This window comes from Pseudoalteromonas sp. Z9A4 (assembly GCF_011378845.1).
GTDB lineage: Bacteria > Pseudomonadota > Gammaproteobacteria > Enterobacterales > Alteromonadaceae > Pseudoalteromonas > Pseudoalteromonas arctica.
In genome coordinates this window covers 46,082-65,409 of record NZ_WTLA01000001.1, presented here as the reverse complement: position 1 = coordinate 65,409, position 19,328 = coordinate 46,082, and the positions used below count along the sequence as shown (strand labels likewise).

Annotated in this window: 16 protein-coding genes; 11 read left to right on the top strand and 5 right to left on the bottom strand. The window is 38.6% G+C overall.

What is annotated here, in order from left to right; translation table 11 throughout:
- The first annotated feature begins 315 nt into the window (after positions 1-315).
- Positions 316-3,420, top strand: a complete 3,105-nt coding sequence (gene rne / locus GQR54_RS00245; RefSeq protein ID WP_166376172.1) for a ribonuclease E — start codon at positions 316-318, stop codon at positions 3,418-3,420.
- A 334-nt stretch (positions 3,421-3,754) separates the two neighbouring features.
- Here the strand turns inward: rne and yejK are convergent, their stop codons facing one another.
- Complete coding sequence (yejK, locus tag GQR54_RS00240) at positions 3,755-4,771, bottom strand: nucleoid-associated protein YejK (protein WP_166376171.1); 1,017 nt, start codon at positions 4,769-4,771, stop codon at positions 3,755-3,757.
- A 62-nt stretch (positions 4,772-4,833) separates the two neighbouring features.
- Here yejK and GQR54_RS00235 point away from each other — a divergent pair, with 62 nt between their 5' ends.
- The 7 genes from GQR54_RS00235 (at position 4,834) to GQR54_RS00205 (ending at position 11,231) form a co-directional block, all read left to right on the top strand.
- Positions 4,834-5,046 carry a DUF1414 domain-containing protein gene (locus tag GQR54_RS00235; RefSeq protein WP_007375276.1) on the top strand — a complete coding sequence of 71 codons (213 nt, stop codon included), beginning with the start codon at positions 4,834-4,836 and terminating at the stop codon, positions 5,044-5,046.
- A 5-nt stretch (positions 5,047-5,051) separates the two neighbouring features.
- Complete coding sequence (locus GQR54_RS00230) at positions 5,052-6,548, top strand: DUF3413 domain-containing protein (protein ID WP_166376170.1); 1,497 nt, start codon at positions 5,052-5,054, stop codon at positions 6,546-6,548.
- A gap of 91 nt (positions 6,549-6,639) precedes the next feature.
- The gene (locus GQR54_RS00225) at positions 6,640-7,119 is read left to right on the top strand and encodes a DUF4124 domain-containing protein (RefSeq protein WP_166376169.1); all 480 of its coding nucleotides are present in this window, start codon (positions 6,640-6,642) and stop codon (positions 7,117-7,119) included.
- Between the two features lie 103 nt (positions 7,120-7,222).
- Positions 7,223-8,941: a bifunctional isocitrate dehydrogenase kinase/phosphatase gene (aceK, locus tag GQR54_RS00220; protein WP_166376168.1), complete on the top strand. Its 1,719-nt coding sequence runs from the start codon at positions 7,223-7,225 to the stop codon at positions 8,939-8,941.
- 16 nt (positions 8,942-8,957) lie between these two features.
- Complete coding sequence (locus GQR54_RS00215; RefSeq protein WP_002961484.1) at positions 8,958-9,896, top strand: LysR family transcriptional regulator; 939 nt, start codon at positions 8,958-8,960, stop codon at positions 9,894-9,896.
- A 178-nt stretch (positions 9,897-10,074) separates the two neighbouring features.
- Positions 10,075-10,518, top strand: coding sequence for a PA2169 family four-helix-bundle protein (locus GQR54_RS00210; protein WP_007585695.1), 444 nt, complete (start codon positions 10,075-10,077; stop codon positions 10,516-10,518).
- Between the two features lie 317 nt (positions 10,519-10,835).
- Entirely contained in the window at positions 10,836-11,231 is a 396-nt protein-coding gene (locus tag GQR54_RS00205; RefSeq protein ID WP_024594385.1) for a biopolymer transporter ExbD, read from the top strand.
- A 72-nt stretch (positions 11,232-11,303) separates the two neighbouring features.
- On the opposite strand, the gene GQR54_RS00200 is transcribed toward GQR54_RS00205, so the two are convergent.
- The 3 genes from GQR54_RS00200 to GQR54_RS00190 are packed head-to-tail and all read right to left on the bottom strand — an operon-like array spanning position 11,304 to position 15,991.
- On the bottom strand, positions 11,304-14,339 hold the full coding sequence (locus tag GQR54_RS00200; protein ID WP_166376167.1) for a TonB-dependent receptor: 3,036 nt from the start codon (positions 14,337-14,339) through the stop codon (positions 11,304-11,306).
- A gap of 9 nt (positions 14,340-14,348) precedes the next feature.
- Entirely contained in the window at positions 14,349-15,428 is a 1,080-nt protein-coding gene (locus GQR54_RS00195) for a FecR domain-containing protein (protein WP_166376166.1), read from the bottom strand.
- A complete protein-coding gene (locus GQR54_RS00190; protein ID WP_002961494.1) occupies positions 15,425-15,991 on the bottom strand; it encodes an RNA polymerase sigma factor in 567 nt (188 codons plus the stop codon). Before GQR54_RS00190 ends, GQR54_RS00195 begins: the two co-directional genes overlap by 4 nt.
- A gap of 374 nt (positions 15,992-16,365) precedes the next feature.
- Between GQR54_RS00190 and GQR54_RS00185 the strand changes: the two genes are divergently transcribed.
- Positions 16,366-16,881: a DUF2937 family protein gene (locus tag GQR54_RS00185; protein WP_166376165.1), complete on the top strand. Its 516-nt coding sequence runs from the start codon at positions 16,366-16,368 to the stop codon at positions 16,879-16,881.
- Here GQR54_RS00185 and GQR54_RS00180 read toward each other — a convergent pair.
- Positions 16,861-17,748 (bottom strand): LysR family transcriptional regulator, encoded by an 888-nt coding sequence (locus GQR54_RS00180; RefSeq protein ID WP_007585683.1) that lies wholly within the window; start codon positions 17,746-17,748, stop codon positions 16,861-16,863. The two genes, GQR54_RS00185 and GQR54_RS00180, sit on opposite strands and share 21 nt — an antisense overlap.
- Before the next feature lie 122 nt (positions 17,749-17,870).
- Here GQR54_RS00180 and GQR54_RS00175 point away from each other — a divergent pair, with 122 nt between their 5' ends.
- A complete protein-coding gene (locus GQR54_RS00175; protein WP_166376164.1) occupies positions 17,871-18,521 on the top strand; it encodes a peroxiredoxin-like family protein in 651 nt (216 codons plus the stop codon).
- The gene (locus tag GQR54_RS00170) at positions 18,521-19,288 is read left to right on the top strand and encodes a haloacid dehalogenase type II (RefSeq protein WP_010554072.1); all 768 of its coding nucleotides are present in this window, start codon (positions 18,521-18,523) and stop codon (positions 19,286-19,288) included. Before GQR54_RS00175 ends, GQR54_RS00170 begins: the two co-directional genes overlap by 1 nt.
- The last annotated feature ends 40 nt before the right edge of the window (positions 19,289-19,328 follow it).

The window sequence follows — 19,328 nt, the reverse complement described above, 5'->3', positions numbered from 1 at the left end:
ATCAGTATGTATTGCTCACCAACTTAATGAGCCCTACGCGCCTAATATGAATGATATTTAGCAAGATTAATATGACAGGTCGACTTCTGGGTAAAACTTGTAAACGTAGCTGAAAAGCCGACAGTTTTAGCACCATTAAGAATTTAATAGCGATAATAATTGCTATTGTTTGCCAGCATTTAAAATACTGCATACGAGAAACAGAGCCGTTCCGTTAAAGACCCAGTCGTGAGGCTGCACATTCTAAAAATAGGGACAACTGAACAGGCGAGTAAACATCGTCATGTCAGAGACATAAATAAGTAGAGTAACAATATGAAACGTATGCTAATCAATGCAACGCAGCAAGAAGAAATGCGCGTAGCACTGGTTGATGGCCAACGCCTTTATGATTTAGATATCGAAAGCCCAGGTCACGAACAGAAAAAAGCCAATATTTATAAAGGCAAAATCACTCGCATTGAACCATCTCTTGAAGCAGCATTTGTTGATTACGGTGCTGACCGTCATGGTTTCCTTCCTTTAAAAGAAATTGCACGTACTTACTTCCCTGCAGGTTACACTTTTCATGGTCGCCCTAACATCCGCGACGTAATAAAAGAAGGTCAGGAAGTAATAGTACAAGTTGATAAAGAAGAACGCGGCCAAAAAGGCGCAGCGTTAACTACTTTTATCAGTGTTGCAGGTAGCTATTTAGTTCTTATGCCTAACAACCCACGTGCTGGCGGTATTTCTCGTCGTATCGAAGGTGATGAGCGTACTGAACTTAAAGAAGCATTAGGTCGTTTAGAACTTCCTAAAGGTATGGGCTTAATTGTTCGTACAGCGGGTGTTGGTAAATCGTTTGAAGAATTAAACTACGATTTAAAAGCATTATTAGTACATTGGGAAGCAATTAGACAAGCAGCCGATAGTGCTAAAGCGCCATTTTTAATACACCAAGAAAGTAATGTAATATTCCGTGCGATACGCGATTATTTACGTCGTGATATTGGCGAAATTTTAATTGATAAACCACGTGTTTTTGAAGAAGCTAAAGCGCACATTGAGCGTTTTCGTCCTGACTTTATGAGCCGTGTTAAGCTTTATCAAGGTGACACTCCTTTATTTACGCATTACCAAATTGAAAGCCAAATTGAGTCTGCGTTCCAGCGTGAAGTACGCTTGCCTTCTGGTGGTTCAATTGTAATTGACCCAACTGAAGCACTAACATCTATCGATATCAACTCGTCTAAAGCAACGAAAGGCGGCGATATTGAAGAAACAGCACTTAATACTAACTTAGAAGCCGCTGATGAGATTGCACGTCAATTACGTCTTCGTGACTTAGGTGGTTTAATTGTTATCGACTTTATCGATATGACGCCTCCACGTCATCAACGTGAAGTAGAAAATCGTTTAAAAGATGCTGCTCGTCCAGATCGTGCGCGTGTTCAAATTGGTAAAATTTCACGCTTTGGTTTACTTGAAATGTCGCGTCAGCGTTTGCGTCCTTCATTAGGTGAAGCAAGCCAAGGCCCATGTCCACGTTGTAGTGGACAAGGTACTATTCGTTCAAACGAATCTATCGCACTTTCTATTCTTCGTTTAATTGAAGAAGAAGCAATTAAAGACAACACAGCACAAGTAAATGCACAAGTGCCTGTTGCCGTTGCTGCTTATTTACTAAATGAGCAACGTCGTAGTGTTCATCGCATTGAAAAACATCATAAATGTGACGTAGTGATTATTCCTAATCAACATATGGAAACACCACATTACGAAGTTATGCGTTTACGTAAAGACGAAACACTTGAAACGGTAAGTTACGGACAAGTTGTTGCGCCAGAACCTGAAGCATTTGAGATGTCAAAATCACCAAGTGCACCAGTACGTGAAGAGCCAATGTTAAAAGGTGTTGTAATGCCTTCTACACCGGCTCCACAAGCAGCGCCTGCACCAGTAGCTCAGCCTGTAGCAACAGAGAGTAAAACTGAAGGTGGCTTGTTTGAAGCAATCACTAAATGGTTTAAATCGTTATTTGCAAGCGAAACAGTAGAAGAGAAAAAAGAAGCTGTAGAAAAAGAGCAGCAAGAAGCGCGTAATAACGCTCGCCGTGGTAACGATAATCGTCGTCGTAATAACAACCAACGTCGTCGTAATAATAACCCGCGCACTAATAAACCACGCAATGAGCGCCCTGCAGCTGAAGAGGAAGTTAAAACAGACTCACCAGCAGCAACTAGTACTGAGACTCAAGAGAGAAGCGAGAACCGCAATAAGCGTCGTCGTAACCCTAACTCTCGTAAGCGCCCAGAGCATAAAAGCGAAGACAAAGATCAAGTTAAAGCTGAAGCTCCTGTAAAAGCAGAAGTAGAAGTAGAAACTGATTCTAAGCCAGCTCAAGCTGTAGAGCCTAAAGAGCAAAAGCCTAAAGTTCGCCGTCAACGTCGTAACATACGTAAAAAAGTACGTCTGCAAGATGAAAACGCTGAGCAAGCTAACTCAACAGAGCAAACACCTGAGCAAGCGGTAGTTACTGATACTCCACAAGTTCAAGAGCAAGCTCCTGTTGTAGAAAAGCAAACACAAGCTCCGGCAGAAAAAACAGCGCATATTAAAGAAGAAAAAGTTGACGTTGAAACTGTTGATTCTAACGATGAAACAGCAACTACAGAAGACGAGCAAGAGCAAACACGTACACGCTCACGCCGTTCTCCTCGTCATCTTCGTGCATCTGGTCAACGTCGTCGTCGTCCTGAAGGTGAAGCAGAAGTTAAATCTGATGAAGCCCCTGCATTTGTTCCAGTTGCTGATCAAGCAGCTGCAGAATATGAAGCAGAACTTAAAGCTAAATCTGAAGAAACACCTGTGGATGCAGCGCAGCAAATTGAACAAGCCGTTGCCGTTGAAGACTTAGCAAAAGTTGAAGCTGTAGAAGAGCCTGCTAAAGTTGAAACTCCAGTAGCAACTGAAGAGCCAACTAAAGTTGAAACTCCAGTAGTAACTGAAGAACCTGCTGAAGCCGAAGCTCCAGTAGTAACTGAAGAGCCAACTGAAGTTGAAACGCCAGTAGTAACTGAAGAACCTGCTGAAGTCGAAGCTCCAGTAGTAACTGAAGAGCCAACTGAAGTTGAAACTCCAGTAGTAACTGAAGAGCCTGCTAAAGTTGAAACTCCTGTAGTAACTGAAGAGCCTGCTAAAGTTGAAACTCCTGTTGTGACTAAAGCACCGCATGTGAAAACAGCGGTAACTCAAGGGTCTGCAAGTGCGCCAATGGCACAGCCTACTCCTGTAGCTGATAGCGAAGTAAAACATACATCTGTAGCAATGGCTCACGATAAGCGTGAACTAGTGCCAGACAGTGGTTTACGTGCGGGTTCTATCAAACCTGCTGGTCGTGCAAGTTCTGCAATGACTAAAACATTGAGTGTTGATTAATAACTAACACTTATTAAAAAGCCCTGCTATTTAATAAATAGCGGGGCTTTTTTGTTTACATGCTTTGAATAATTATTAAAGTTTCTTCACGCCCATAATAAGCAATTTATTCACAAAGAGGTTAAGAGACGCTGCGCTTTTAGAGGTAGTAATAAGGCTAAGTCTTGCTAATAAAGCATGGCTTGTGTTTACTCATTTACTCCTCTTTCACTTCTCTTTGTACAATAGATATTTTAGTGGCCTTGTTCCGATTCAATGAATTTTGATACCGATACAAAAAAGCGCGATATAAATATCGCACTCTTAAATCAACTTTCAACTAGCTCAAATGAGTTTACTCTTTTTCATTTTCCATAAAACGTTGTAGCTGATCTTTCAAGTTTGGCGGAATACCTTTAATCACTAGTGTATCGGTTGCTTCGTTGTACGTTACGCGCTCACCTAAGTGTTTACGTTCAAAACTTACACTTACACCCCCACCAAGGCCTGAGAACTTAACCATACTGGTAACTGTTTTTTTATCAACGGGAAAAGTTTCTTCCAAGTCATAGCTTTGCTCTTTGCAAAAACTATCAAACGGGCTGTCATCGCCTTTTGTAAGCGTTGTAGATAGATCGCTCACACTTGCATCTTCGCCTGTGGTTACGCAATCATTGCAGTAATCAAATACTTGTTTACGTAAATCGTCTTTTTCTGATTTATCAAACTGTTGCTCTGATAAATAATCCTCTACTGCGCTAAGCATTACTTGGCTTTGCTGTTTTGAATCAATACCCTCTTCACAGCCTAAAAAGTCTAAGAAAAAGTCAGCAACTTTACGACCCGCACGTCCTTTGATAAACGAAATATAACGATTATCTTCTGCTTGCGTATCCCATGCTGTTAAATCGATACGAGCAGCGAGTTGCATGCGAGAGATGTCTAAATGGCGAGAAGCCGCTAAATCAAGCTCAGAGGTCATAGAATAATGCTCTTTAATGTTAATCATCGCAATTAACATGTAATCGGTAGCAACATACTGATAATGACAAAATACTAAATAACCTGTTTCGCTAAATGCATACTTATCAAACTCTTCTTTTAAAACCGTTGAGGCTTGCTCGGTCATATGCCAAAAGCCTAACTCATTATTACGGTAGCTTTGCATTGCAGAGGCTACAACGCTGTTTTTATCACCACTGAAAGCACAGTAACCTTTACCTGGCTTGCCATTATATGCATGATGTAATTGTTCGATAAAAACGGCTACTTTATCGTTAATTACCATCTCATCATTTCGAAGGTGAATTTGCGTATCGTCGTCTTTTTTGTCTACATAGTGAACGACTAATTTTTTAACGTCTGTTGTCATCTTTGTTTTTCACGCCTCTAGTGTTAAAATACGAGAATATAACTATTTTATTGAACCAACTGATGCCAATCTTATCAAAATACTCTAATGAAGAAGTAGAACAAATCGTCGATCAGCTTATTGATGTGCTAACTAAACACAATGCGCCGGTAGATTTAAGCCTTATGTGTTTAGGAAATTCTATCACGCATATCTTAAAAGAGCATGTACCAACAGGGAAAAGACAAGCCGTAACTGAGAACTTTGCAAAAGCTCTATCACAGTCGGTTAAATAAACTCTATGAATTTATCGCAGCACAATCAATTTTCATCAAAAGCGAGTCAGCTATTAAGCTGGGGCCATTGGTTTACTTTTGCCAATATTGGCTTGGCGCTATTTATTAGCTTAAGCTACTTATTTGCCGACTCGCCACCAACAAGCTTTATGGGCATTACCTACATGCTAGTTACGTGGCTGAGCCATACTAGTTTTATAGCCTTCTTAGCATTTGTGCTGACGGTGTTTCCGCTTAGTTTAATTTTCCCCTACCCACGGCATATACGTGGCATGGCCGCTGTTATAGCCACACTGGGCGCATCACTGCTTACTCTTGATGCTTATGTGTATGTTAATTTGGGTTATCACCTAAGTATATCTGCCTCAGCTGAGATTATTTCTCTACTATGGCATCGCTTAACCAGTTCACCTGCTTTAACAACGATTTTAGCCAGTGGGATTGTATTAATTATTTTAGGTTTTCAGCTATTTGTAAGTAATTACACATGGCACCATCTTGAGCGCTTAAAACAATATAAATTTGCACGTTACGCAATTTCATTTTTAATCGTGTGCTTTTCACTTAGCCACAGTATTCATATTTGGGCTGACGCCAATCTAAACTTTGATGTAACAAAGCAAGATAATGTACTACCACTGTCATACCCTACTACCGCTAAAAGTTTATTAGCTAAAAATGACCTGCTTGATATAGAAAGCTATAAGCAAGCACATAACGTAAAAATTAATAACCAAAACATTAGTTATCAAATGCCAAGCCCGCTTGATAAGTGTGAAGACTACACACAAGCCAATGTAGATATTTTTGTATTTGAAACCGAGCAACAACTCGCTAAATTTGTTGCCGATAATAAAAACTTACACAAAACAGAGCAGTTTTTACAGCCAACTAATCACGACGATATGCTATTTAGCTTAGTGTATGGTTTGCCAGCTTTTTATAAAGCAGCAATTTTAAGAGATCAAACTCTTCCCGCATGGCAAAGTCAGCGCCGCAGCATTGAAGTAACCGGCGTGGAAGAACTTAGTTTTATAAATGATCAAGCACATAGTTCTAGCGCAATTAGAGTTATTAAAAGTAGCGATAACGCCGTTGTACGAGATGATAAAACACAGGTTTTTGCTTTTAGTCTTGCCAATAACAAGCAAGAAGTAGTAACAACATCAACTTTATATAGCTCCGACAAACGTATTTCTAAAGTAGATGGACTTATTCAACCTAGCGATTTAATTGCAACAAGTGTTGGCCAATATTTAAATTGTAAAGCCATTGCTAAGCAAACAATGCTGGGCGTTAATTTATACAAGAAAAAAGATGATATGGGCGTTAACTACTCTCAGGGTGTTGTTATAGCCTATAAAAAAGATAGGATTACCTTAATAGATTCAGATGGTAACTTTAAAAACATCTCTGCCGCTGAAGGTTTTTCTATTGAACAAGGTTTAGATATACCATTTTTAGTACAGAGTATTAAAAAGCTTAAAACCTTCACCCAATAGCCGTTATCCTAACCTAGCTTGATATACCACCAAGCTAGGTTATAGTTTTATATTGTTTTACTAAAAAATATAAAAATCAAGGACGGCATACATGTTTAAAACTTCTCGTTATATTCTCTATTCTAGCTTTTTACTTATCAGTTTTTTTAGCTTTAGCGATACCACTTACTACAAATGTGTAACAGAAAAAGGCACTGTCTTTTCTCAATTCCCCTGTGACGACGAAGCAACAACTTATAAAGTTAACACAACGGGTAGTCAGTATTCAGGCCCTCAAATTGATTACACTAAACAACTAAATGAGCTTGAACGTGAAAGACTCCTGTCAGGTTTACAGGCAGAGCTTCGCAGTAATAACCACAAACTAACAATACTTGATCGTAACAAGCAGCGTGCTGAATATAAACAACAAGAACGGTTAAATCATATTCTAGCCGTTGAAGATAAAAAGCGTATTACCAAAGACATTACTAAAACACTAAAAACAATTAATAAAGAGTACAAAAAAAACGTATTGGTTATTACTAAACAAATTAAAATACTCGAAAAAAAGATAGCTCAATACCAATAAATCACTCCAAAATAGTGAGTAATATTTATCTTGGTTTTAAACTTAAAATAACATACCCTTAACATAATAGAGTATAAGCTCTAAGGACTATTAAGGAGTGTAAATGCAGCCTCGCCATATTGCTGAATTAATTTTAACGGGTTTTAAAAGGCACTATCAGCTATTTCAAAAAACAACGGCCAAAGCCCCTCTCGCCTTTGCAAAAAAAGATTGGCAAGCAATTAATGATATCAGCCGTTTGCGTATCAGCTATTATGATGATCGTGTTAACGAAACCACACAAGCGCTAAAAAAAGAAACCCCAACAGAGCAATTAGATGAAAGCCTATGGCTCGAAGTTAAAAAGATATATCAGCACTTTTTATGTTTCCACCCTCAAGCAGAACTCGCCGAAACCTTTTATAATTCTGTATTTTGCAGGCTGTACCATAGGCGCTATTTTCATAATGACTTTATATTTGTAGAAGCAACTTTGAAAGATGCTCCTTCAGTGCCTGTTGAGGCCGAATATAGGACATACTTTCCAGTAGTTGATGGCCTAAAGCCAACAATAAAACGCATTATTAATCATTTTGATTTTAAAGCCCCATTTGTAAATTTAGAGCGTGATATTCGCCTTCTTGTTAAAGCTTTTTATAAACAAGCACCCGATACACATCACCAACCTTGGCAAATGCGCTTTGATATTTTGCACACACCTTTTTATCGTAATAAAGCAGCTTATATTGTTGGTCGTGTTGTTTCAAAAAGTGGGGTTCAGCCTTTTATAATCGCCGTATTGCACGATGAAGATGACGGATTATATTTAGATGCACTTTTAACTAAATCATCTCAAATGCGTGTCATTTTTGGCTTTGCCCGCGCCTACTTTATGGTAGAGACTCATGCACCTTCAGCACTTGTCCGGTTTTTGAATCAGCTTATGCCAAACAAAACACTTGCTGAGCTCTATAACGCAGTGGGTTTTCATAAGCAGGGTAAAACTGAGTTTTATCGAGAGTTTTTAAATCACTTATCTCACTCTAATGATGAGTTTACAATTGCACCGGGTACTCCCGGTATGGTGATGATGGTATTTACCCTTCCCTCATTTGGTTATGTTTTTAAAGTAATAAAAGACAAATTTGGTGAAAGTAAGCCCTTCGGCCGTGATACCGTATTAAAGCGTTATCAACTAGTAAAAAACCATGATCGCGTTGGCAGAATGGCCGATACCATAGAGTATTCTAACGTCGTATTTCCTTTGGCACGTTTTGATAGTAATTTACTTGCGCAATTACATAAAACAATTGGCTCATCAATGGTAATTGAAGGCGAATGGTTGATCATCAAGCATTTATATATTGAACGGCGCATGACACCACTCAATTTATTTTTAGAAAATGCTGATGAAGAAAGTGCCGCAGACGCGATTGAAGAATACGGGCAAGCTCTAAAAGAAATGATTGCCGTTAATATATTTCCTGGCGATATGCTCTTAAAAAACTTTGGTGTAAGTAAGCACAAACGTATTATTTTTTACGATTACGATGAAGTTCAATACCTAACAGATATGAACTTTAGAGCATTACCAAAAGCAAAGAGCTACGACGATTATTTAATGGATGAACAAAGTTACTCTGTTGCACCACAAGATGTATTCCCAGAGCAGTTATGTACATTTGTAATGCCTAATCCTATGTATAAAAAGTTTTTCCTCAGCACTCATCCAGAGCTTATAGATGTTAGCTTTTGGAAGCAGGCTCAACAAAATATAAAAAATGGGCAGGTAAGTCATATTTACCCTTACCCGACAGCACAGCGATTTATCCATCACTGGTAGACGCAAAGGACACACAATGAATATAAGTAAAATAGATTTAAATTTACTCGTTTATCTCGATACATTGCTTCGAGAATGCAATGTAACACGCGCTGCTAATCAATTGAGTATTACGCAGCCCGCAATGAGTAATGGCCTTAAACGTCTTCGTAACTTATTTAACGACCCTATTTTAGTTCGTACCAGCGATGGTATGGTCCCGACAGAGCGCGCTTTAGAGTTACAACCCGTTATTCGTGGCATATTAATGACGCTTGAAGAAACCCTAGCACCTAATAGAGAATTTGAGGCAAGCCAGAGTAAACGTGTATTTAGAATAATGGCCAGTGATTACGCTGCAAGTACGTTAGCGCCAAAGCTCTTAAGTAAACTACACGAAGAAGCCCCCGATACTACTTTAGATATACTCACACCAAGTGATGTAACCTTTCATGACGTAGAAAACGGTAAAGTAGATATGGCAATCAACCGTTTTGAAAACTTACCTCAGTCTTTTCATCATAAACGTATTTGGAAAGACAGTTTTTGCTGCTTAGTTAAGGCCGACAACCCTATTATTGAAAACTTTAGCCTCGACAGCTACTTAAAAGCGCGCCATATATGGGTGAGTAAAACAGGTTTTGGTGTAGGCGTGGGCATGGACCCTAAAGATGTGCAAAAACTTGGTTGGGTTGACGAAGCACTTGCCCACTTTGGTAAACATCGTAACATTGCCACTTTTACGCGTAACTACCATGTAGCGATTCATTTAGCTAAAGAGAAAAATTTGATTGCGACCCTTCCTTCAAAAGCCGCAAATATATACTTAGATGATCCGGGGCTTAAAATTTTAGAGCCACCGTTTCCAATTCCTCCTTTTGAGCTTGATATGATTTGGAGCCCACTGTTACATCGCGATGCGAGCCACATCTGGTTACGCCAAAAAGTAGCTGAAGTAGCTGAAGAGCTAAAATAACTTTATTACACAATATAATGTAAAAATTGCTAGGTTAATACCTACTCTATTAACCTAGCAACTCCAAAAACAAAAAACAAACCGTTAATAAACATAAACTTAAAACAAGTCATGAACTTGGAACACACCTTGCTTTAATTAAATTGAACTATACATTCATTTAATTAAAGAGGTCATTATGAACACCCATCAAGGATCAGAAGTAAATCATATTACTGACATCATTCAAGTTATGAACAGCGGCATCGATTTTTATCAAAAAGCACAGGAAAAAGTTGAAGACCCTGCTATTGGCGCACTTTTTCAGCGCATGATAGATGCCCGAAAAGTGAGTGTTGAGCGCTTGCAGCCATATGCAATTAATGAAAAAGGCGAACGCGAAGATGGTTCATCTTTCGCAGTTGAAGCACGACGTGCATACACAGCCTTACTTACTACATTCACCTCACATAACGACAGCACGTATGTAAAAGAGCTTGAAGAAGTAGAAGATAAAACGCTTGTAGAAATTAAAGCCGCTATGGATAAACCACAACCGGCTGATTGCGAAGCTGCACTGGCTAAAACATTATTAACAATGCAAAGCTGCCATGCAGAAATGAGCCGTATGCAAAAGCAGTAAGCTTACATAACGCATAAATACAACCCAGCCTAGCCTAGCGCTGGGTTTTTTATTGCCTCTAATACCAATCTGCATAAATCTTTAAGCAATTTAACGAATTAAATCACACTATAACGATGCCATATAGACCCCATATAAGCAGATTGCTACAAACACCACCTTATTTCGCCACATTTTAAATACATAATGAATACAAATATTTAATGTTATTAGAATATTTATTTAACCACGCTTTATTTTTGCTGTGCTAATTTTGTTAATAGGTACCTAAAACCTTGCTGTGGCGCCGCAGCATTTAATTAAAAATAAGGTCCAATATGAAAAGTAAACTAACTAAACTGCAAAATAATGCTGATGTAGATATGACCCCGATGTTAGACATAGTGTTCATATTACTAATTTTCTTTATTGTAACCACATCTTTTGTAAAACCTGTAGCTATTGAATTAAACCGACCACTCGACAGCCCTCAAATAGATAAGCCTGTTAAAAATGCTTTATTTAGAATTGATGAAAGCAACGGAGTATATTTTTCAGGGAGGTTAATTGATTTAGAGCAAGTTGCGACTAATTTAGCGATGTTCGCGGCTAAATATGAAATAAGTTCGGTACTTATAACCGCAGACGAAAACAGTACACATAATACTTTAATGAGTGTAATGAATAATATTAAGCAATACGATGATTATTCAATAAGTTTGATTTCTAAATAAAACAGCCCAATATAAAACCAAAAAAAGGGCCTTACGGCCCTTTGAGTTAAATAACGAAAGGGAGGTTATTAATTAAAAACGGTATTCTGCGCCTACGTAGTAGTAAGCACCGTTAAATCCAAATGGAGCAGAACGACGTGAGTAGTCAAACACACCTGAGCTACTTATTACTGTGTTGCCACTAGCATCCACAATAGTACCTGAGCGAGAGTTACCTATTTCGTTTTTATCTGGGTAAACATCAAACAAGTTATTTGCACCAATATTTACCGACAAATCTTCAGTAACGAAGTAGTTAACTTTAACGTCAGTTAAAATTTCTGCGCCATACGTTTGACGACCACCATCTTCTACTGTGTACTCACCAAAGCGATTAAGTGACAGGTTAACTGTCCAATCGTCACGTTGATAAAGCGCACTTAAGTTAATACGATCTTCTGGTTGCCACTCTTCAATAATAGAGATGTCTTCAGCTGAAAATATATCTTCTACGTTTACTGTCTCAAGGCTTGAGCCAGCAGGCGAAAATAACGATACAACATCTGTTTTAGTAAAGTTAGCTGCAAGTGTAAAATCAAGCGTGCCGCCTAAACCTTCAGTGTTCCACGTTGCTACAAAATCAACACCACGAGTTTCTGTATCAGCACCATTTAAGAAGAACTGACCTACGCCAGCACCCGCACTATTTAGTGCAGCATCAAGGCTTGTAGATAAACCTTTACCTAAGCGGTCACTAATTACAATACGGTCGTCAATATCAATTGAGTAGTAATCAACGGTTACATTAATATTATCTGTAACGTTATATACAATACCTAAACTACGGTTTTGTGATTTTTCTTCTTTAAGCTTTGGAATACCTAAGCTTTGCGCAAGTGTTGAATCATTTCTAAATGTACCAACCTCTTCTGCAACTAAATTACCATTAGTACCAACAACAAATTGCGTACTTACGTTATTAAAGTAAAGCTGCTGCATTGAAGGCGCTCTAAAACCTGAGCTTAATGCACCACGTAGTGAAATATCGTCGGTTACAGACCAGTTACCAGCAAGCTTAAAGTTTACTGTATCACCAAAGCCTTTGTAGTTATCGTAGCGAAGTGCACCCGATAAAATTACATCTTCAATCACATAAGCTTCTGCATCTATGTAAAATGAAATTACATCACGCGATTCATCAACTGATGACGCAGGAGCTGAACCACCAAAACCTTGTGAACCACCTGATGCATCTTCAGAGCCAACACCACCACTTAAGCCGTTGTAAATACTTACACCGTTGGTTGTATCGTAATCGCGGTATGCGTACTCATTACCTTCTAAAATGCGATATTCGTCAGTACGGATTTCTGCACCCATTGCTAAAGAATAATCATCAAAGTTTTGCGTAAAATCAATATTGATTGTTTGCAGTGATAATTCCATGCCATAAGCGTATGCTTCACGTGGGATAGTTGTACGAATATCAGCAGCACTTAAACCTTGGTCATAACGTAAAAAGTTAGCGTATGAGGCATTGATAGTGTCACTTGTCGTGTAATCAATGCTGTTTTCACCATAGGTGTAAGATAAATCAAGGCTTGCATCGTTATCAAACTCAGTTTTATAACCAAAGTTGTACGAGATATCATCGATAGTTGTATTAATTTTTGGTAAGAAACCTAGCGGAATCGTCGCATCATTATCTTGTAGTACTGGGTTACCACCTGCATTTGCATTATGACGGAAAAATGCAGCCGACTCATTTTCACGTGTTGAGTAAGTAATAAAGCCGTAAAGCTCGCCATCACCTAACTCGTAACCGGTATTAATTGTTAAACCAAACTGCTGAGAATCAGCATCACCAATTCTGAATGTATCACGATCGGCTGTCAGCTCACGCGGATCGCCAGCAAGTAAAGTACCGTCACTTAGTTCTGTACAACCATAAAACTGACAAGAGCCATGTAAACCTGCACGGTTAGTAGGTGCACGGTCACGGTAATTGATAGTTGTATTTAAATAACCGTCATCACCTAGCGCAAAGCCTTTATTAAAATCAAGGTTAATGGTTTCGCCATCGCCTTCAGAATATTGACCGTAGTTAATAGCCGCTTTGCCACCTTCGCTACCATCTTTAAGCACAATATTAATAACACCTGCAATAGCATCAGAACCATACTGAGCAGCAGCGCCATCACGTAATACTTCAATGCGTTTAATTGCAGAGGCTGGTATTGCATTCATGTCAGTACCTGCGGTACCACGCCCAACAGAGCCATTAATATGAATAATACTTGCTTGGTGACGACGTTTGCCGTTAATTAACACCAATGTTTGATCGGGACCCAAACCGCGAAGTGTCGCAGGTCTTAAAGCATCAGTACCGTCACTAATTGCAGAGCTTGAAAAGTTAAATGAAGGGGCGATAGACTGTAGCATACGACCAACTTCTGTTTGGCCTGTATTTTCAAGCGCTTCTGCACTTAAGATATCTACTGGAACGGGTAAATCTTCAACTGAACGTCCTGCTACACGGCTACCGACAATAGCAATTTTTTCAATTTTTTCTTGAGCGACTTCTTCTGCTGCGTTTACACCTTGCGAATTTACTGCAAGTAAAGCTGGTAATACTGCTGCACTGACCGCTGAAAGCTTCATCATGTTGTTATCATTCCTGTTGATTTGTTTGAGTTTTATACTCAGTAAACCATTTTGATCAACAACCGCATCGAGCTCAGTCCCACCTAATAATGCCTCTAGGGCATCTAGCTGAGTGTAAAATCCATAAACTGAATTTGCGTCATACTGCTTTGCCAACTCATAAGAAAACACCACGGTTTGCTCTGTTTGTTTAGCATATTCAATTAAGGCTTTGTCTGCTCGCTGCGCTTTTATATCAAATTGCACCATTTGCCCAGTGGTTTGAGTTGCTGCTTGTACACTCAAGCTAAAAATAGCCGGTACAAGCACACTAAATCCACTTAATAAATGCGTTTGGTTACTGCGCAACTTATATAAACAGCTGACAAACAAAAATCCTCTATGGTTTCGTTTCTTCTTTTTAATGTTTTTTTTACGTTCAATCTTTATTGATGCAACTTTATCTAACATTAGTTTGATTTGCATAACGTCTACTTATGATTCTGTATGGTGTTTTAGCGTTACTACATGCTCACCTAAACGCTCATGATCAATCGAAAAATTAGTTTGTAAACTTTCTAGTAAACCTTCAACGTCACCCGCTTTGAATACCCCAGCTACTTTAATGCTGGCAAGCTCGGCTGATGAAAGCTCAAAACGTGTGGCGGTATAGCGACTTACTTCATGTAAAGCATCGCTTAGCTCTTCTCCATTAAAAATAAGCATGCCATTTTGCCATGCCAAATCGCGTTGTACGTCGTTCATTGAAAGCTGGGTAATTGGCTTTGTAACACTCTGCTCTATAATTACTTTTTCACCTGAGGTAACAATATTGGCATTAATTTGACGAATTTTTTGCGTGCTGTTATCTGCAAGCTGATAATCTTTAAAGTCATTTGCGTCAACCGCTACACTAGGGTCGGTGATCATCACTTTGCCTTCGGTAACAACAAGCTCTAAATCTGATGAGGTATTACGCTGTACATTAAACACGGTACCGAGTGCGGTAAAACTTTTGTCGCCGGCCATAACACTAAACGGACGCGTGGCATCTTTTGCTACATTAAAACGCCCTTCTCCTCGACTAAGTAACAACTGCCTGCGGCCTTTGCTATAAGCAACTTCTAGTAAGCTATTAGTATTTAGCTGCACTATAGTGCCGTCTGGCAATACATACGTTGCTTGCTCGCCTACTTTTGTTTTGTAAATTTTAGTGTAGTTAACTTTTGCAAGCTCTTGGTTATAGCCGTTTTCTAAATTAATTAGTAAGTAACTGCATACCATTAGTGCTGCAAATAAACTCGCTGCAATTGAGTAAGAAAACATCCACTTATTTTTTGATGCTTTAGTATTGTTACGCTGAGGAAATAAATGACTTAATTCATTTAATACCGAAAGCTCATCCCAAAGCTGAGCAAGCTCGTATATAGAGTCTTGATGGGCGATGCTTTGCATCATCCATAATTTAAATTGCTCTTTTTCATCATCAGTTAAACCACGATCAATCGCGCTTATCCAATCACATGACTTTTCTAAAATTAAATCTTTTGAATTAAATTGATGAACATTACTCATTCTGCGACCCTCTTAACTGAGATAGGGTGTGCTTGAGCTTTAGGGTTTGTTTGAGGGCTTTGCTCATGTTCACGCATGTACAACATGGTTTGTAACAATCCTTTGGCAATGTGTTTTTCAACAGTGCTTTGGCTTAACTGCATTTGGTCTGCGATCTCTTTTTGGCTCATGCCGTAAACTTTTTTTAATATAAAGCATTTACGAATCGATGAGCTTAATTGCTCAGTAGCTCTACAAAAAAGTAAAAAACGCTCTTTAGATGTGTATTCATCTTCAAGCTTCATTGATTTGAGTAATACGGGTAATTCGTTATCATTTTCTAACGAATCATTAAATTTGTTGTCCCACTTAGCTATATGGTTAAGTGCTAGGTGTTTTGCTGTTTTAAGCATGTAACTGCGGGTAAACTGTATATCTTGCTTTAAATCAGCTTCGTAGCTTTTTACAAAGGTTTCTTGCACAATATCTTCTACATCGTCGGGTTGAACAATGCGCGATACAAAACGTTTGAGCTGTTTAGATATATCAACAAATGTTGACGTGAACTTTACTTTTTTCGTCATCCTTAACATCCACCTGTTGTTATTTTTATTATTAGGGCGTGTTGGCCTTTCGTGGTTGAATTTGCAGCAGTACGTTTGGTATTTAGGCAAGGCAGAGCCTATGTAGTGTGGTTATTCCCCATAAATAGGTGATAACGCAGCATAAATGCCAAACATGCGCTGCCCGTTGGGTTCTTTCTAGGGACGATTAACTCTTTGTTGCTCGGTTTTGACTTAGCCCGCTAGGTTACAAACCTCGCGCCGCGATTAAATCGTACCTCGATTGAACAAATTTCAATCCACAAAGGTCAACACGCCCCATTAGATTACGAGTTTTTGATATAAAAACAAGCTCAAATGTTAATTCTGGGTTATTTAAATGTATAGGAAGATAAATGAGTAAATTTTTAGATTATATCCGACTTAGTTTCTTTGCATTCGGTTTACTACTTGGAGTGCAAATTCCTGCATTTGTAAGCGATTTTGGCCAAGCATTATCAGCCCAATTAATTGAAGCTAATAATGCTATTGCGCCTTTTAAAAGCGATGCAGCTAAGTATTTTAATGATGATTTAAATAAGCTAATTAAACATTATAAAAATATTGATGATGGGATTGTGAATAAAGGTGCAAGTAATATCAGTACACTTTACACACGACAACAAGACTTACAAATCGCTGTAAATAGGTTTGCGCAATCTCCATATATTTTTACTATGATCAGTGGCATGAGTGATGTAAAGCAACAAGTGTGGCAACGCTTCGAAGGTCAAATCATTTTAAAAAAAGACTCTATTATAGCCGCCATTGTTGCAGCTATTATAGTTGCCTTACTTGCCGAGCTTACTGGTTATTTGTTTTTAACTGGAGTAAAACGCTCATTTAAACGCTTATTCGCAGCTCAAAAATAGTGATTTCATAAAGTCATAAAATACATCGGTTTTGCGGGTAGTTAAGCTATTTTGCGGACGCAAAAACCAAACTGGTGCATCATCTTGTGCCATTACACCGGGCATAACTTCAACTAAAATGCCATTTTTAATATCTTCATGAATAGCTATCATTGATTTAATTGCAATGCCATGACCTGCAATGGCTGCTTGAGTCATATTGTCGGAATTAGAAATAGTAAAGCGTGTTCTTGCATTAAAAGTATGTGTTTTACCTTGTTCATCAAAAAGCTTTAATTGGCGCTGCCACGGCAGGCAAACCCAATAGTGTTCGCTCAATTGAGCTAAGCTTTTAGGCATGCCATATTTTTTTATGTAGCTAGGAGCTGCGCAAAGTATACGTTTGTTGTTTACTATTTTTCGTGACAGTAAACCGGAATCATTTAATTGTCCTACACGAATTGCCACATCTTGTGCGTCATCAACCACATTTACAAAATGATCAGTAATTAAAAAATCAAGTTTAAGTTCAGGATAGGCCTGCTCTAACTCATTAAGTCTTGGCATTACGTATTTTGAAAAAATCCAAGGGGGCATAGTCACGCGTAATAAACCACTCACAGATGAACTACGCGCACCAATACTATGCTCAGCGTCGTGCAGCGCCTCCATTATAGCGCCAACTCGCGTATAAAATATTTCACCTGCGGGAGATAACCGTACTCGTCGGCTATCTCTAAAAACAAGTACTGTTGCAAGCTCACGTTCTAATTTACTTAAGCGATGGCTTACCGTTGCAGGCGATAAACGCTGCTCACGCGCGGCAGCAAGCACCCCTTTATTTTCAACTACTGCTATAAATGTTTCTAGGTCGCTTAAATTATACATAAAGATGCCATTGTGCACTTTTCAATGTTTAACATTTTCGAATGAAGCTTTCAGTTTTGCAATGTTTATTTAAATATGTAAAACACTATAATTGCAAATAGTCTAATTATTGAGGTTCAATCATGAGTTTAAAAGCGCAAATAGATGCCTATAACGTACAAAAAGATGCCAAGTTACCGGCTGACGTTTTAGCATTAATGAACACTAAAAACGAAGAACTTATTGCACAGCATATTAAAGACAATGCGTTGCAAATTGGTCAAAAAGTAGAAAACTTTAGCCTAGCCAATCATAAAGGCGAAAACATTGACCTTGCGGATTTATTAAAAAAAGGCCCGGTAATTATTAGCTTTTATCGTGGTGGCTGGTGCCCATATTGTAATTTAGAGCTAAAAGCACTTAATGACTACTTACCGCAATTTAAAACTCAAAGTGCTCAGTTAGTCGCAATATCACCACAACTGCCTGATGAAACTCTCTCAACTGCACAAAAAAACGCCCTTGAATTTGATGTGCTTTCAGATGTTAGTAATAAAGTAGCTGAACAATTTGGTTTATTGTTTACACTCGATGAGCGTATTCAAGCGTTGTACACACAATTTGGTATTGATTTTGAACACTACTACGGCGATAAAAGCTTTAAATTGCCGCTACCGGCTACTTATGTGATAAACCAAAAAGGTGTTATTACATACGCATTTTTGAACGAAGACTACACCCTACGCGCAGAACCTATTGATATTATCGCAGCACTTGAATCGGAGAATAACTAATGTCTATTTTAAAATCGTTAAAAACACTTACTCTTTCACTACTTGTAGGCACAAGCCTTGTATCTGGTTATGCAGTCGCTGATGAACCAAAAGAACAAACAAAGCCCAAAGTGCTTATTTTTGATGTAAACGAAACCCTACTTGATTTAACGTCAATGCGTACCTCTATCGGTAAAGCACTAGGCGGACGTGAAGATTTATTACCACTGTGGTTTTCAACTATGTTGCACCATTCATTAGTAGATACAGTAAGCGGTAGTTATCACGACTTTGGGCAAATCGGGGTGGCGTCACTCCTTATGGTAGCTCAAAACAACAATATTGATATTACAAGTGAACAAGCTAAAACAGCTATTGTTACGCCTCTTTTAACGCTTCCTCCACACAGCGATGTTAAAGAAGGACTGGCAAAACTTAGAGCTCAGGGCTATAAGTTAGTAAGCCTTACAAATTCTTCAAACAAAGGTGTAAAGGCACAGTTTGAAAGCGCTGGTTTAATGTCTTACTTTGATGCACGTTACAGCATTGAAGATATTAAAATTTACAAACCAGACTTACGTGCTTATGAATGGGTACTTAAAAAGCTAAATGTAGCACCAAATGAAGCTATGATGGTTGCAGCCCATGGCTGGGATGTTGCTGGCGCAAAAGAAGCAGGCTTACAAACCACTTTCATTGCACGCCCAGGTAAAGCACTTTACCCATTAGCTAAAAAACCAGATCACGTTGTGAAAGATTTACATGAATTAGCCGCTCTACTTAAATAAGTATGCGCTGATGAATCAATACCCAAGCGGCCAATGTTAG

What these genes read in the sequence shown, in the direction of transcription:
- GQR54_RS00170 (WP_010554072.1), top strand. Translation starts at nt 18,521, where the DNA reads ATGTCTATTTTAAAATCGTTAAAAACACTTACTCTTTCACTACTTGTA.
- GQR54_RS00210 (WP_007585695.1), top strand. Translation starts at nt 10,075, where the DNA reads ATGAACACCCATCAAGGATCAGAAGTAAATCATATTACTGACATCATT.
- GQR54_RS00185 (WP_166376165.1), top strand. Translation starts at nt 16,366, where the DNA reads ATGAGTAAATTTTTAGATTATATCCGACTTAGTTTCTTTGCATTCGGT.
- GQR54_RS00215 (WP_002961484.1), top strand. Translation starts at nt 8,958, where the DNA reads ATGAATATAAGTAAAATAGATTTAAATTTACTCGTTTATCTCGATACA.
- GQR54_RS00205 (WP_024594385.1), top strand. Translation starts at nt 10,836, where the DNA reads ATGAAAAGTAAACTAACTAAACTGCAAAATAATGCTGATGTAGATATG.
- aceK (WP_166376168.1), top strand. Translation starts at nt 7,223, where the DNA reads ATGCAGCCTCGCCATATTGCTGAATTAATTTTAACGGGTTTTAAAAGG.
- GQR54_RS00175 (WP_166376164.1), top strand. Translation starts at nt 17,871, where the DNA reads ATGAGTTTAAAAGCGCAAATAGATGCCTATAACGTACAAAAAGATGCC.
- GQR54_RS00230 (WP_166376170.1), top strand. Translation starts at nt 5,052, where the DNA reads ATGAATTTATCGCAGCACAATCAATTTTCATCAAAAGCGAGTCAGCTA.
- GQR54_RS00190 (WP_002961494.1), bottom strand. Translation starts at nt 15,991, where the DNA reads ATGACGAAAAAAGTAAAGTTCACGTCAACATTTGTTGATATATCTAAA.
- yejK (WP_166376171.1), bottom strand. Translation starts at nt 4,771, where the DNA reads ATGACAACAGACGTTAAAAAATTAGTCGTTCACTATGTAGACAAAAAA.
- GQR54_RS00180 (WP_007585683.1), bottom strand. Translation starts at nt 17,748, where the DNA reads ATGTATAATTTAAGCGACCTAGAAACATTTATAGCAGTAGTTGAAAAT.
- GQR54_RS00200 (WP_166376167.1), bottom strand. Translation starts at nt 14,339, where the DNA reads ATGCAAATCAAACTAATGTTAGATAAAGTTGCATCAATAAAGATTGAA.
- GQR54_RS00235 (WP_007375276.1), top strand. Translation starts at nt 4,834, where the DNA reads ATGCCAATCTTATCAAAATACTCTAATGAAGAAGTAGAACAAATCGTC.
- rne (WP_166376172.1), top strand. Translation starts at nt 316, where the DNA reads ATGAAACGTATGCTAATCAATGCAACGCAGCAAGAAGAAATGCGCGTA.
- GQR54_RS00225 (WP_166376169.1), top strand. Translation starts at nt 6,640, where the DNA reads ATGTTTAAAACTTCTCGTTATATTCTCTATTCTAGCTTTTTACTTATC.
- GQR54_RS00195 (WP_166376166.1), bottom strand. Translation starts at nt 15,428, where the DNA reads ATGAGTAATGTTCATCAATTTAATTCAAAAGATTTAATTTTAGAAAAG.